Raw genomic sequence first — 13,407 nt, 5'->3', positions numbered from 1 at the left:
CACGACAAATTAGTCTAATCAGCGATATTGCCACCGAGATTGGCGGTTTTGACAAAGTCAGCGCTTTTTCTTCCCCTGCGGCTTCGCTGACTCCGGCTTCTTCTCGCCCAGAAGCGCCTTGGCTTCCGGGCTGCCTTCGATCTCCAGCTTCATGGCGGCTTTGGCTTCCCTGTGACGCTTCCGTAGGTCCGCTTCGGGCGCCCCGCCTTCCCGCGAAGCTTCAAAGCACAACTCTCCCGGAATCCCGGTCACGCGTTCGAAGAGGAGGGCAGTGGCTTTGTAGAGCCCCGGCCCCTCCTTGTCTGCCGCATCGCGCACGGTCGCGAAGTCCTTGGCATCCTCGATCTCCCAAGCCTTAAACTTGCCAGTCTTGACCACCAACTTGTCACCCTCCGACTCGATTCCCAAGGCTTGCTCGGAGCCGTCAGGAAGCCTCCGCATGACAAAGAGGGTCGGGTGGTCCGGGTCCGCGCAGTACTCGCCGAAGGAGCCCAACTCCACCGGGACACCCTTGGTCCAGCGGTAGAAGGTGTCCACGCTCCCCCAGCATTTCCGTCCCCAATCCGAGGTGCACACTACCATCAAGCCTGCTTCCAGTCTGGGCTCACCACGCTCCGACCTCATCTCAAGAAGCTCGGCCCCCTCGCCTTTCTTTTTCAGGATGTGATATCCAAGGCTCCAGCCATCGTTTTCGAAAGAGATCAGAATCTCAGGCACCTTGTCGCCGGTCACATCCTTGAGGACAAAGGGCACCGACGGTGGGTAGATGTGTTGATAGCCGGCTTCCTCAGGAGTTTTTCCCTCAGGGACCCAAGCTGGAAACACATCCTTCCACTCGGAGAGAACCTTCCAGCCCTTCTTGTCGCCCACGGCCAAGCCCGAGCCCTCGACCGCCAGGTGGCGGCCATCGCCGAAGAGGTCGCCGTGCAGGACCATCGGGCCCTTCGGTGAAACCCAAGGCTCCGGCTTGCGCGGCATCTTCTCCGCACTGAGACCGGCAAGAATTTCCAGCACGGTCAAGGGCTTCTCTGCTGGATCCCCAAGCTCGGGTTCTTGCGCAACAACAGAAAGTGGCAGGCAAAGGGCGGAAAACGTCAGGAAGAGTCTTTTCACGGTGACGACGACTAAAGCTGTAGCGTGCCTCCGGGAAAAGACGACGAAGCTCGTGTGAATTCGACGAAATCAGCGACGCGTCAATTTTTCCGGCGCTGCTTGGGAGATTGGGCGATCGGCCCCGCGTAGTCCCGGATTCCCGATCGAGGAGCCCTTCCCGCGATGACCGCTTGCAGGGCCTCCCCGATCGTGATGCTGTTAGTTTCTCCTATTTCCCAATGAAGCAGTTCCGTCTCAACCGTCTTTTCAATGCCAAGTCCGGCCGCTGTTTCGATGTGGCGGTGGATCATGGTTTCTTCAATCAGCCGGGCTTCTTGACGGGGATCACGTCGATGCCGGAGGTGATCCGCCAATTGGTCGCCGCGGGGCCGGATGCGATCCAGCTGACGGTGGGGCAGGCACGGCACTTGCAGAACCTGCCGGGGCGGCAGAAGCCTTCGATGGTGCTGCGGACGGACGTGGCGAATGTCTATGGCAAGGAGCTGCCCGACACGGCCTTCAGCCTGATGATCGAGGAGACGATGCTCCAGGCGGTGCGCCACGACGCGGCCTGCGTGTGTGTGAACCTTTTCCAGATCCCTGGCGCGCCGGAGGTGCATGCGCAGTGCGTGGAGAATATCCTGAAGCTCAAGCCACAGGCCGACTACTACGGCATGCCGATGATGGTGGAGCCGTTGGTCTTCCGGCCGAATGCGGAGGCAGGCGGCTACATGGTCGATGGCGCGCTGGAGGGCATCGTGCACCTGGTGCGCCAAGCGGTGGAGCTGGGCGCGGACGTGATCAAGGCGGACCCGACGGATGATCCCACGCTCTACGAACAGGTGATCGAGACGGCAGGTGGCATTCCGGTGCTGGTGCGCGGAGGCGGGCGGGTGAGTGATCGTGAGATCATGGAGCGCACGGCCGCACTTTTGAAAACGGGGGCGAGCGGTATTGTCTATGGACGCAATATCATTCAGCATCCGAATCCGACGGGCATTGTCCGGGCCCTGATGGCGATGCTTCACGATGGAGCTTCGGCGGATCAGGCCCTGGCGATGATCGATGCCTAACCGCTCATGGCTCTCAGCGACCAAGCGCTTGAACGTTTCGCGGCGATTGTCGGGCAGGATCAGGTCCTGACCAAGCCGGAGGATTTGATTCCCTACGGCTTCGATGGCACAGCGGCGCTGAAGCGCATGCCACAGGTGGTGATATTGCCGGGTTCGACCGAGGAGGTGGCGGCCTGTGTAAAGGTCGCGGCGGAGCTGGGTTTGCCGGTGGTGGGGCGCGGGTCCGGGACGGGTTTGAGCGGTGGGAGCGTGCCGGTGGAGAACGGGATCGTGCTGTGCCTGGTGAGGCTGAATGCGATCCTGGAAGTGGATGCGCGAAATCTGACAATGCGAGCCCAGGCGGGAGTGATCACGCAGAAGATCGCGGAGGCGGCGGCGGCGCAGGGACTCTTCTATCCGCCGGATCCGGGATCGATCCGGATTTCGACGATCGGGGGGAATGTGGCGGAGAACTCGGGCGGGCTACGGGGGTTGAAGTATGGGGTGACGAGGGATTATGTGATGGGTTTGCAGGTGGTGCTGGCGGATGGCGAGGTCGTGGAACTAGGCAACAAGTGCGTGAAGGATGTGGCGGGTTATTCGCTGAAGGATCTCTTCATCGGTTCGGAGGGCACGCTAGGAATTATCACGGAGGTGCTGCTGAAGCTGCTCCCCCTCCCTGCCGCGCGGCGCACTTTGCTGGCGAGTTTTGATACGCTGGAGGCCGCGGCGGAGACCGTGTCGGCGATCATCGCGGCGCGGATCATTCCCTGCACGCTGGAGTTCCTGGACCAGATGACGATCCAGTGCGTGGAGGATTTTTCAAAGGTGGGCCTGCCCACCGATTGCGCGGCCCTGCTGCTGATGGAGACGGATGGGCATCCGGCGGCGGTCGAGGATGAGGCGCAGCGCATGGAGGCGATCGCAGTCCAGCATGGGGCGAAGGCGGTGCGGCGCGCGGCGACTGAGGCGGAATCGCTGGAGCTGGCTTCGGCACGGAGGAATGCGTTTTCTTCGCTGGCGCGGAAGCGGCCGACGACGATTTTGGAGGACGTGACCGTCCCGCGCAGCGAACTGGCGGTGATGGTCCGCTTCATCGCGGAGACCGCGGCACGGCATCGATTAGCGGTGGGAACCTTCGGGCATATGGGCGATGGTAACCTCCACCCCACCTTCCTGACCGATGAGCGCGATGAGGAGGAGATGGCGAGGGTGCACCTGGCGCTAGATGAGATCGTGGGCAAGACGCTGGAGCTGGGCGGGACGATCACCGGCGAGCACGGCATCGGCTTGGCCAAGAAGCAGTGGCTGGAGCAGCAGATGGGCGGGGCAGCTTACAAGCTGTTAGGCGAGGTGAAGAGGGCCATCGATCCGCGCAATCTGCTGAACCCGGGCAAGATCATTTCTTAAGCGGCATGGCGGGCTCTCTGAAATCCCTCGACTACTCAGTGCTGCAGCAATGCATGCACTGCGGGATGTGCCTGCCGACTTGCCCGACCTATGATGCGACGCTGCGGGAGCGCAACAGCCCGCGGGGACGGATCGCGCTGATGCGCGCGGTGGCGGATGGGGAGCTGGGGATCTCGGATCAGTTTGCGGAGGAGATGAGCTATTGCCTGGGCTGTCTGGCCTGCCAGAGCGCCTGTCCGGCGGGTGTGGACTATGCGACGCTCTTCGAGACGGCACGGGCCGACATCGAAGCGAGTGGCGTGAGGAAGAGCGTGCAGAGATCTTTCTGGCGCTGGCTCACGCTCGATTTCCTCTTCACGCATCCTCGGGTGTTGCGGGCGGTTGGCCGGGTGCTCCGGCGCTATCAGGAGAGCGGTGCGGAGACAGCTTTCCGAAAATGGGGTTTCATGCGGCTGCTGCCTGAGAATCTGAGGCGGCTCGAACCACAGACACCACAGATCGCGGAGAAGTTTTCGGATGATTTGATTGCCGAGCGGGAGGAACCGGAGAAGCCGAGGTGGAAGGTGGCGCTGCTTACCGGGTGTGTGCAGGATCTGGTATTTCCAGACATCAACCGGGATACGGCGGATGTGCTGTTAGCCAACGGCTGTGCAGTTCATACCCCGTCCGTTCAGCCTTGCTGTGGCTCGCTGCAATCGCACAACGGTGAGCCGGAGATCGCGGTGGAACTGGCGCAGCGGATGATCGATTTGCTACCGCCCGCGAAGTTCGATGCGATCATCACGAATGCCGGCGGCTGCGGCTCGCACTTGAGGCACTACTCGGGCTTGCTGGCGGGTGATCCGCACTATGGGCCGCTGGCCAAGCTCTGGGATGCGAAGGTGAAGGACATCCACGAGTGGCTGATTGAGATCGGCTGCCGGGCTCCGCTTGCATCGCCTGCGGAGGAGAACATCACGGTGACTTACCATGAATCCTGCCACCTCACCCATGGCCAGAACGTGAAGCGCGAGCCACGGCAAGTGCTGGCGCTGCTGCCGGGCGTGCAGGTGATCGAGCTGCCGGAGTCCTCGTGGTGCTGCGGGAGTGCTGGGATCTACAACATTACCCAGCCGGAGACTTCCGCGGATTTGCTGAAGCGGAAGGTCGGACACATCCGCAGCACCGGCGCCGACGTGCTCGCCACCTCGAATCCCGGCTGCCACTTGCAAATCGCTCGCGGCCTAACAGACGCTGGCATGGCCACGGAGATCCTGCAACCGGTCACCCTCCTCGCGCGTGCTTATCGGCGCGAGCCCCCTGCCCTCTCTCAATCATGAAACCCACGGTATCGATCGGAATCATCGGAGGCGGCCTGATGGGTCGCGAGATCGCAAGCGCCTTTGCCCGCTGGTGCGCCCTCACCGATGTACCGGTGACTCCGCGCCTCGCAGTCGTGGCGGACCTGAATCCCGCGGCGCTCGAATGGTTCAAGGAACTGCCCGATGCCCCGAAGCTGGTGACGGATTACAAGGAACTGCTCGCCGATCCCGCGGTGGAGGTGGTGTATGTGGCGGTGCCGCATCATCTGCATGAGAAGCTGTATTGCGACGTGCTGGCTGCGGGGAAGGACCTGCTGGCGGAGAAGCCTTTCGGAATCGACTTGGCGGCGGCGCGGCGGATCGAGGCGGCGGTGAGGGCGAGCGGGCGCTTCGTGCGCTGTAGTTCAGAGTTTCCCTTCCTGCCGGGAGCCTTACGGGCCTTCGACTACCTCAAGGAGAACCGTCTGGGGATGCCCTTGCACGCAGTCTTCGGTTTCCATCACAGCAGCGACCTTGATCCCACCAAGCCGGCCAACTGGAAGCGCCAGAGCGCGAGCTGCGGCGAGATCGGCGTGCTGGGCGACCTCGGCATGCATGCCTGCCACTTGCCGCTACGCCTCGGCTGGCGGCCCACGAAGGTCATGGCACAGCTCACGCGCGGCTATGCGGAGCGGCCGGATGGCAAGGGCGGCATGGCGACCTGCGACACTTGGGACAATGCGCTGCTCCACACCTGGGCGACGGTGCATGGGCATGAAATTCCACTGCGCTTGGAGATGAAACGGCTGGCACCGGGCGCGACGAATTCCTGGTTCATCGAGGTCCACGGCACTGAGGGGGGGCTGCGCTTGAATACTTCGGACTGGAAGGCGTTCGAGCTCTTCGAGCGCGGCAAGGAGCAGTGGTGGAAGCGCACCGACCTCGGGTTTGGCGTGGAATTCAAGACGATCACGGGCGGGATCTTCGAGCCCGGTTTCCCGGACTTGATCCAGCAGATGTGGGCTTCCTATCTCACCGAGCGAGCCGGGTTGTTAGGCGCGCGGTTTGGATGCGCCACGGTGGAGGAAGCAGTGGCCACTCATGAGATCTTCGCCGCGGCGCTGGAATCCCAGAGGGAGAGCAAGGTCGTTGCTTGTTAAGCGACCAAGGGTGGCAGCGCTTCGCGAGCTTCAAGCCACTCCTTCGGAATCGTGTCCAGTCCCAGACGCGCGGCAAGGATGCCACCGACCATGGCTCCATTGGTATCGCAGTCGCCTCCGCCCTCAACTGTCGCAATGAGGGCCCCAGCATAGTCATCCAACGAACGTAAAGCCGACCAGATCACATAGGGCACCGTGTCCGGAGCGGTGACCAATGCGCCATTCCCCAGACGCCGTCCAGCCACCGCGGGTGAGAGCATGGGTTCCACCTGCATGGCCGCCTTCAGACCTTCCCGGGTATCACCCTCCGGAGTAAGGCGCAGGACTTCGCTACCGATCACCTCACGCGCCTCGGCAGCCGGAAGCGCTCTTGTCTGCCAAGCGCAGGCCGTGGCCACCGCGACCGCGATGGCCCCGGCGATGCCTTCCGGGTGCCAGTGGGTTACCCGCGCGGACTTCATCGCCTGCGTGACCACGACCGAGAGATCATCCGCAAACCAAGCCCCGAGCGGGGCCACGCGCATGGCCGCGCCATTCCCCATCGAGCCACCGCCAAAGGCTGACCGCGCCGCCTTCTCCCATGACTCGCCTCCCCCAATCATCTGCAGGATTTGCCGGGCACCCTTGCCATAGCCGCGATCCGGCTCGCGCTTGTAGTTGCGGGAAAAAATCCACGCCAGCATCTCTTCCTCAATCTTGCCGTTGCGCTCGAGGCACTCGATGACCCCCAGTGCCATCGCGGTGTCGTCGGTCCACCACCAGGGCCCGGCGGGCACGCCTTGGGCAACGCGCTGGCGCACATTCTCAAAGCCGTAGGCGTAGAGTTCGCCGAAGGCATCGCCGATGGCCAGTCCTTCCAGGACGGTGCGGGCGAGGGAATGGCGTTCATCGCGGGTCATCATCGTCACAGCGTTCATATTCCCGCTTTCGCGCCAAGCAAGATGCTGCTTACTTGCCGCCCGCATGACTCCCGCCGCTCTCCGCTACGCGATGCCCGCCGAATGGTCCTTTCAAGAGGCCGTCTGGCTGTCCTGGCCGGTGGAGGACCCGCGCCATTGGGGCGGCAAGAAGAAGGACCTGATGAAGGCGAAGTTCGCAGAGATCGCCGCGGGCATCAGCCGTTTCGAAAAGGTGCGGATCAATGCCGAGGGGAAGGAGCACGCCGCGATCCGCGAACTCTGCAACAAGGCGAAGGCGGTGATGGACCGCGTCGAACTCTTCGACCATCCGCACAATGACGTGTGGTGCCGCGACCACGGGCCGATCTTCCTCAAGAACCGCGAGAGCGGCGAGGTGGCGATCAGCGACTGGGGCTTCAATGCCTGGGGCGGCAAGTTTCCGCCCTTCGATCTGGACGACTCGATTCCCCGCCAAGTCGCGCAGAGCCTCGGCATGAAGCGCTTCGAGGGAGGAATGATTTTGGAAGGCGGTGCGATCGAGGTGAACGGCGCGAGCCAGCTCCTGACCACCGAGGCGGTATTGCTGAATAAAAACCGCAACCCGCATCTCTCGCGGGAGGAGATCGAGCAGAAGCTGAGGGATACGCTGGATGTGAGGGATGTGCTGTGGCTGCGCCAAGGCATCGAGGGCGACGACACCGACGGGCATATTGACGACCTTGCGCGCTTCATCGACTGCGGGACGATCATCGCGTGCACCGAGAAGGACCGCGGTTCCCCGAACCACGCCGTGCTCGATGAAAACCTCGGCCGCCTGAAGGGTTTCCTCGGCCACGAGGGCAAGCCCTTCGAGATCGTGGAGATCCACCTCCCCGAAGCCTGTGAGGTCCCGGGCTGGCGATTGCCGGTACTACCCGCATCGTATGTGAACTTCCTGATCGTGAACGGCGGGGTGCTGGTGCCCACCTTCCGTCAGCACAAGAACGACGACCGCGCGCTGGGCATGCTGCGCGAACTCTTCGGTGACCGCGAGGTCGTGGGCATCGATTGCCTCGACCTCGTCGAGGAAGGCGGGACGCTGCATTGCATCTCCCAGCAGCAGCCGGCGTGAGGCAGACAAAGGTAGTCCGCTCAGTCCTCTGAGCGGACGAAGCAGTTCTGAAAGCTGACTCAACCCGGTGCCCTACGACCTCCCGAAGGAGAGCTACGATGCCTTGAAGGAGGAACTGGAGAAGTTCCGGCAAGGATCCCAATAGGAATCACGGTCACTAACGCTCCTGTAGCTCCCTCGCCTCCTCCCGCCACCGCGCCAAGGTGGCAGGCTCCTTGAAGGACGGCGCGTTTGCCGCCTTGGCAATCGTTTCCCGATAAGCCTTCAAGGCCTCTTCCCGTTTCCCCGTTAGCGCCAGGGCCCGCGCATAGTCGATCCACCTCGCCAGACTCTGCGCATGAACCGCGCCGAAATGATTCTCGGTGCGCCGCGCCATGTCTTCCAGGATCGCCAATTGCGCCGCTGGATCGCCAGTCCCGAGATCCAGCAAGGCCAGCTCCGCCTTCGTGTCCCAAACCTGCGGAGAGTCCGCTCCCATCGCGCTCTCGATCAGCGAGAGCCGCCTCGCCTGCAGGGCTCGCGCCTCACCCATCCGATTCAAGGACCGCTCCACCCGGGCCAAGGTCCAAAGGCACTTCGCGATCAATTCGCGGTCGCCCGCAAACTGCGCGTCTGCCAATCCCAAAGCTTGCCGCGCCAGCCGCTCGGCATCCTCCAGCTTGTCACGGTCATGGGCCAGCACCGAGAGATGGCAGAGCGCGCGGATCCTCATGTAGCGATCATGGGGGCGATCCGAATGCCCCAGCATCCCCTCTGCCCGCATCATCTGCCCCCGGGCCAGTTCCGGCTGCGTCTCGCTCACCGAGATCGCATTGCCAAACAAGGCCAACGGCAGCAGATCAGCCGAATCCTCGCCCGGCATTGCTTCTAACAGGCCCAATGCCCGCGCGAATTGTTCCTGCGCCTTCGCGGTCTCACCCATGCCCTGCAAGGCATCCGCCAGCGTGTGCCGCGCCCGCGCTTCTGTCCGCGGATCGCGAGTCAGTTCCTCTGGCAGATGCTCCGCGAAATCGAAGACCGCCTGCCGCAGCGGATAATCCTTCGAGCGCCCGAACTCCGGATTCCCCGCCACAATCAAGCGCGCAAAGCCGGTGAAGAGATCCTCCGCCCGCTTCCGCTCCGCCACGGCCCGGCGCTGAGCATGCAGGATCGCCGCCGAAGCTGCGGCCAGCACCAGCAACATCACCACAACGGCTGCCGCCGCATAGGGATGGCGACGGATCATCCGCGAGGCGAGATAGGACCAGGTAGGCCGGCTCGCGGACACCGGCAGCCGCGCCACATAGGCCCGCAAATCGGCGGCCAGGGCGTCCGCACTCGCATAGCGCTCCGCCGGGTCGCGGCGCAGGCATTTCAATGCGATCAACGCGAGATCGCCGCGCAGGGCCCGCTGCCACGCCTGCGGAGTCTCGCCACGACGCTGGGCCAATGCTGCCACGTCCCCCGCCAGTTCCAGCCGCGTGCTGCGCTCTGGCGGGGTGACCTCGCGCGATGCCGAATTCGGCTCACGGAAAGGCGAAACGCCGGTGAGCAGCTCATAGAGGATCACCCCCAGAGAGAAGATATCCGTACGGGCATCCAATGCGTCCGGATCCCCATGGATCTGCTCCGGGCTCATGTAGGCCGGCGTGCCTGGCAGGCGCCCGGGCCGCGTCTGCCGTGAGTCCGTGGCGGAGTCATTCAGACAAGCGATGCCGAAGTCGATGAGGCAGGGCCGCGGTGCCGCTCCCGCAGAAGAAGTGACCAGCACGTTCGAGGGCTTCAGGTCGCGGTGCAGCACGCCCTTCTGGTGCGCGTGGTGGACGGCATCGCAGACGGCAGCCATCAACCCGGCTCGCTGGTCTAGGCCCAGCTCATGGGCATCGCACCAAGTCGTGATCGCATCGCCGGGGATATACTCCATCGCAATCCACGGCCGACCGTCGTCCGTTAGACCGGCGTCCAGCACGCGGGCGATGCCCGGGTGCTCCATGCGCGCGATCGCCTGCCGCTCGATCTCGAAGCGCCAGCGTGGCTCCTCATCATCAAGCGTGGCGCGCATGACCTTCAGGCAGACCTCGCGCTCCAGCGGTTGCTCCTGCCGCGCCAGGAAGACAATCCCGCCGCCACCCGAGCCCAGCTTCCGCAGCAATTCATAAGGCCCGATCCGCGAGCCGGGTGACAAGGGCGAGGCCACGGCATCCGCCACCGGATTCCCGCGTGAATCCAGCGTCGGCGAGCCCAGGAAATCCGGCGAGCGCGAGGCACTCTCTAACAAGTCACTCACCCGCCGCCGCAGCGCCTCATCATTTGTCGCCCGCTCAAGATAGGCCGCCTGCTCATCCGCCGGCAATTCGCTGGCTTCCTGAAACAGCCGCTGGAGGGGCGACAGGCTCATGTCCTAATCTCTTTCCAAATCGTGTGCCAGCCAGGCCCGGGCAAAGGCCCAGTGGCGCAGCACCGTGCGGGTGGAGCTATCCAAAGCCTCCGCGCATTCCTCCACCGAGAGGCCGGTGAAAAAGCGCAGCATCACCACCTGGTGCGCCTCGGGCGCCTCCTTCTCCAAGGACGCCAGCGCAGCATCCAACGCCAGCACCCGCTCCGAAGCCGGTGTCTCTGATAGATCCAGCACACTCTCGATGTTCAGGGCCTCGCGTCCCGCACCACGCTTCAGGGTAGCGCGCTGCCGCGCGTGCTCGATCAGGATGCGGCGCATGGCGGTAGCCGCAGCAGAGAAGAAGTGCCGGCGATTGCGCCAACCACTGCCGCCGCCCTCCGGCCCGCCGAGCCTCAGCCAAGCCTCATGAACCAGCTCGGTGGCCTGCAGCGTACGCCCCGGTGCCTCATCCGCCATGCGCACCGCGGCGATCACCCGGAGCTGGCCATAGACTGCCTCCAACATCGCTTCGCGAGCATGGTCGGAGCCGGCATCCATCGCTTCGAAGAGTCGGGTTAGATTCTCCGGCGGGGCATCCATCCCCCAAAACTAAGCAGAGCATCCCGAACATCAAGCCCGCCGGAGACTCAGTGGATTTGGAAGTCGAAGCGTGCAAATCGCCTCGTTCCCGAAATGGGGATCAGCACTTCCTGATAGCTGTAGCCCACCTGCGAGATCAGGTCCGGGCGATCGATGATCTCCGGCTGCAGGAAGCTGGTCCACGAGCTCATGTTGCTGCTGCCTTGGTGCGTGATCGTCGCACCCTCGATGCCGGTCTTGCGCTGCCAGCGAATGCGCAGATTGTTGCCGGACTTCGCCAGGCTGAAAGGCGAGTCATTCACCGCCCGCGGGTCCGTGCCCAAGTAGTATTCCGCGGCATTCGGAAGATGATCGCCATCCGGATCTGCCTCTGGAGCCAGCAGGATCGCTTCCATCCCCGTGGTGCGCTCCACTCCGGTGAAGTGCTCCGCAAGCCAGGCGTTGTAGGCCGGATGCCAGGTTCCGGAGAGATCGATGTCCGGCCAATCGTTGTTCGCGGTGATGTCGTCGAGGATTGAGTCGATGGAATCGTTCGGGACATCGCCTTGGGCATTCGCCACCCAGCTGTAGGCATTTTCATTCGCGCCGACACCGACCACGAGTTCGGCACGGGTGCCGTTCATGCTGCCATTGTGCCCCCAGCGCGTGGGATTGCTGTAGTCATCGCAATACCAGCCCAGTCCGTAGCGCTGCCACGGGTAGCCGCTTGAGCTGTCAGGCGTAGCCCTGGTATGCAGCGCGGTGATACGATCCGGAGCGAGGATATCATCATAGCGGGTGTCTCCATCGACGCGGCGCGCCAGCAGCAGGAGATCCGCCGGCCTGGCAATCCATGCGGTGCTGCCATCCATGCGCCGCGGATCCACGGTTTCGGGTGAACCAGTATTTGCGGAAGTCGTGTAGTAGGACACCTCCATAAATTTCTTCTGCGCCCGCGTGCGTTCGCCGACCAAGGGGCCGAGCAGCGGCGAAATCCCGCAGGGGGCAAACAGCTCGTTCCTCGCGTAGGTCTCGTAGCTGTCACCACTGATCTTTTCGACGACCCGGGCGGCGATCGTGAAGCCAAGGTTCGAGTAGCGCCCGATCGTTCCCGGATCATAGGTGACCGAACGGTTCTGGAGCTGGTAGTCGATGAAAGGCTTGTGCTGCGAGCCGTAGGAAGGTTCATCGTCGTACCACAGGTTGCCATCATCCAGCCAGCCTGCCGTGTGGGTCAGCAGGTTTCGCACAGAGATATCCTGCTCGTAGGTGCTGTAGGGCGCGCTGCCGTAGTCCGTGCCGAAGAGCGCACCGCTGCCGAAGACCTTGCTATTCAAATTCCAGGTGCTCTGGCTCGCCAGCGCATGTACCACGGCGACTCCCGTGATCGCCTTCGAGACACTGGCGATCCGGTAGCGGTGGTCGGTGCCTGCCCATTCATTGCCCGCTTCATCCGCAAATCCGTAGGCGCGCTTGAAGACGATCTTGCCACGCCGCGAGATGGCCAGTGAGACGGAGGGGATCTCATTCGCCTCCATCGCATCGCGCACAACGGCATCCAGCTGGTTGATGTAGGCTTGCTTGAGTCCGCCATCCGGCAACCACATGGCATTGGCCAGCACCTCATCGCCCTGGTTCCACATTTGCAGGAAGCTGGTGCGCCAGCCGACGCCGGTCTGGTTGGAATCGGTGGCGAAGAAGTTCTCCTTCGTCATGTTCGGGATCACGCCGAATTGCCCGGCAGCGCCCGAGCGCCAGATCACGGTGTAGCGGATCGGGCTCTGTCCGTTCAGCACGAAGGGCAAGGTGTAGCCGCAGAGATTGTGGATGTGCCAGCTCGCCTTCTTCGCCTGCACGTCGTCATTCAGTTCCTCACCGGTTAGGCCGTAAGAGATCTGCGAGGACAGGGCGAAGTTCGATTGATTCCAGATCGAGGCATAGCGCACAGCGGTGCCATCGCGATAGACGCAGAGGTTCTCCAGATAGTGCGTGCCGGCCATCTGGGACTTTGCGGCCTGGAAGTCGGCTTGCGAATCGCCGATGCGAAGGAGCTGAGGAATACCATCGGTCTTCACCCAGATGGCATTGAAGTAGGGCGTGTCGTCGAACTCGTAGCCATTGATCCAGCGCATGCGCCAGCCGAGCGGCTGGAGCTGGTTGTTGGTGGAGATCAGTTGCGCGCTGGTTTGGGAAAAGATCACCCGGCGGCTGTCATTGTCGCCGTCGCCGCGGGGTGCCCACAGCATGGAAAAGCGCGGCGCGTTATTCTCGACGTAGCCGCAGATCTGTTGGGGTACCACCCCGGTTTGGGAGTTGGAAAAGGTGCCGACGCGTGAGTTGGCCTGGTCTTCGGTCAGCCCGGTGAGGGTGACCCAGGGCTCACGCGCCGACAGTTTTCCGAGGGGGGAAAGGGGCAGGGTGATGGCGAAGAGAAAAAGGGTGATTCGCTTCATGATCCCAAGTGCGCG

10 protein-coding genes are annotated in these 13,407 nt (G+C 63.2%); 5 read left to right on the top strand and 5 right to left on the bottom strand.

The genetic code is table 11. From position 1 onward, the window contains the following. Positions 1-57 precede the first annotated feature (57 nt). Positions 58-1,014 carry a hypothetical protein gene (locus BV071_RS27880; RefSeq protein ID WP_265594993.1) on the bottom strand — a complete coding sequence of 319 codons (957 nt, stop codon included), beginning with the start codon at positions 1,012-1,014 and terminating at the stop codon, positions 58-60. A gap of 317 nt (positions 1,015-1,331) precedes the next feature. On the opposite strand from BV071_RS27880, the gene BV071_RS27875 reads away from it, so the two are divergent. From BV071_RS27875 to BV071_RS27860, 4 genes are read left to right on the top strand one after another with little or no spacing between them, the layout of a single operon-like run. Continuing rightward, positions 1,332-2,165: an aldolase gene (locus tag BV071_RS27875; RefSeq protein WP_035614458.1), complete on the top strand. Its 834-nt coding sequence runs from the start codon at positions 1,332-1,334 to the stop codon at positions 2,163-2,165. A 6-nt stretch (positions 2,166-2,171) separates the two neighbouring features. Further along, a complete protein-coding gene (locus BV071_RS27870) occupies positions 2,172-3,554 on the top strand; it encodes an FAD-linked oxidase C-terminal domain-containing protein (RefSeq protein WP_035614457.1) in 1,383 nt (460 codons plus the stop codon). 5 nt (positions 3,555-3,559) lie between these two features. Further along, positions 3,560-4,873 (top strand): (Fe-S)-binding protein, encoded by a 1,314-nt coding sequence (locus BV071_RS27865; protein ID WP_075091021.1) that lies wholly within the window; start codon positions 3,560-3,562, stop codon positions 4,871-4,873. Next, a complete protein-coding gene (locus tag BV071_RS27860; RefSeq protein ID WP_035614455.1) occupies positions 4,870-5,994 on the top strand; it encodes a Gfo/Idh/MocA family oxidoreductase in 1,125 nt (374 codons plus the stop codon). The genes BV071_RS27865 and BV071_RS27860 overlap by 4 nt, the downstream gene beginning before the upstream one ends. Here the strand turns inward: BV071_RS27860 and BV071_RS27855 are convergent. Then, complete coding sequence (locus BV071_RS27855) at positions 5,991-6,896, bottom strand: ADP-ribosylglycohydrolase family protein (protein WP_265594992.1); 906 nt, start codon at positions 6,894-6,896, stop codon at positions 5,991-5,993. The genes BV071_RS27860 and BV071_RS27855 overlap by 4 nt on opposite strands. A 61-nt stretch (positions 6,897-6,957) precedes the next feature. Here BV071_RS27855 and BV071_RS27850 point away from each other — a divergent pair, with 61 nt between their 5' ends. Beyond that, positions 6,958-8,004 (top strand): agmatine deiminase family protein, encoded by a 1,047-nt coding sequence (locus BV071_RS27850; protein ID WP_035614451.1) that lies wholly within the window; start codon positions 6,958-6,960, stop codon positions 8,002-8,004. A gap of 157 nt (positions 8,005-8,161) precedes the next feature. Here the strand turns inward: BV071_RS27850 and BV071_RS33850 are convergent, their stop codons facing one another. From BV071_RS33850 to BV071_RS27835, 3 genes are read right to left on the bottom strand one after another with little or no spacing between them, the layout of a single operon-like run. Beyond that, positions 8,162-10,381, bottom strand: a complete 2,220-nt coding sequence (locus tag BV071_RS33850; RefSeq protein WP_052573969.1) for a serine/threonine-protein kinase — start codon at positions 10,379-10,381, stop codon at positions 8,162-8,164. A gap of 3 nt (positions 10,382-10,384) precedes the next feature. After that, positions 10,385-10,960 carry an ECF-type sigma factor gene (locus BV071_RS27840; protein WP_035614449.1) on the bottom strand — a complete coding sequence of 192 codons (576 nt, stop codon included), beginning with the start codon at positions 10,958-10,960 and terminating at the stop codon, positions 10,385-10,387. A gap of 47 nt (positions 10,961-11,007) precedes the next feature. Further along, a complete protein-coding gene (locus BV071_RS27835; RefSeq protein WP_035614447.1) occupies positions 11,008-13,392 on the bottom strand; it encodes a serine hydrolase in 2,385 nt (794 codons plus the stop codon). Between the last annotated feature and the right edge of the window lie 15 nt (positions 13,393-13,407).

Origin of the sequence: Haloferula sp. BvORR071, assembly GCF_000739615.1 — a bacterium.
In the GTDB taxonomy this organism is placed as follows: Bacteria; Verrucomicrobiota; Verrucomicrobiia; order Verrucomicrobiales; family Akkermansiaceae; genus Haloferula.
Note: the sequence above shows the minus strand (reverse complement) of the source record. Positions and strands in the feature narration are given on the sequence as shown.

What these genes read in the sequence shown, in the direction of transcription:
- BV071_RS27875 (WP_035614458.1), top strand. Translation starts at nt 1,332, where the DNA reads ATGAAGCAGTTCCGTCTCAACCGTCTTTTCAATGCCAAGTCCGGCCGC.
- BV071_RS27870 (WP_035614457.1), top strand. Translation starts at nt 2,172, where the DNA reads ATGGCTCTCAGCGACCAAGCGCTTGAACGTTTCGCGGCGATTGTCGGG.
- BV071_RS27865 (WP_075091021.1), top strand. Translation starts at nt 3,560, where the DNA reads ATGGCGGGCTCTCTGAAATCCCTCGACTACTCAGTGCTGCAGCAATGC.
- BV071_RS27860 (WP_035614455.1), top strand. Translation starts at nt 4,870, where the DNA reads ATGAAACCCACGGTATCGATCGGAATCATCGGAGGCGGCCTGATGGGT.
- BV071_RS27855 (WP_265594992.1), bottom strand. Translation starts at nt 6,896, where the DNA reads ATGATGACCCGCGATGAACGCCATTCCCTCGCCCGCACCGTCCTGGAA.
- BV071_RS27850 (WP_035614451.1), top strand. Translation starts at nt 6,958, where the DNA reads ATGACTCCCGCCGCTCTCCGCTACGCGATGCCCGCCGAATGGTCCTTT.
- BV071_RS33850 (WP_052573969.1), bottom strand. Translation starts at nt 10,381, where the DNA reads ATGAGCCTGTCGCCCCTCCAGCGGCTGTTTCAGGAAGCCAGCGAATTG.
- BV071_RS27840 (WP_035614449.1), bottom strand. Translation starts at nt 10,960, where the DNA reads ATGGATGCCCCGCCGGAGAATCTAACCCGACTCTTCGAAGCGATGGAT.
- BV071_RS27835 (WP_035614447.1), bottom strand. Translation starts at nt 13,392, where the DNA reads ATGAAGCGAATCACCCTTTTTCTCTTCGCCATCACCCTGCCCCTTTCC.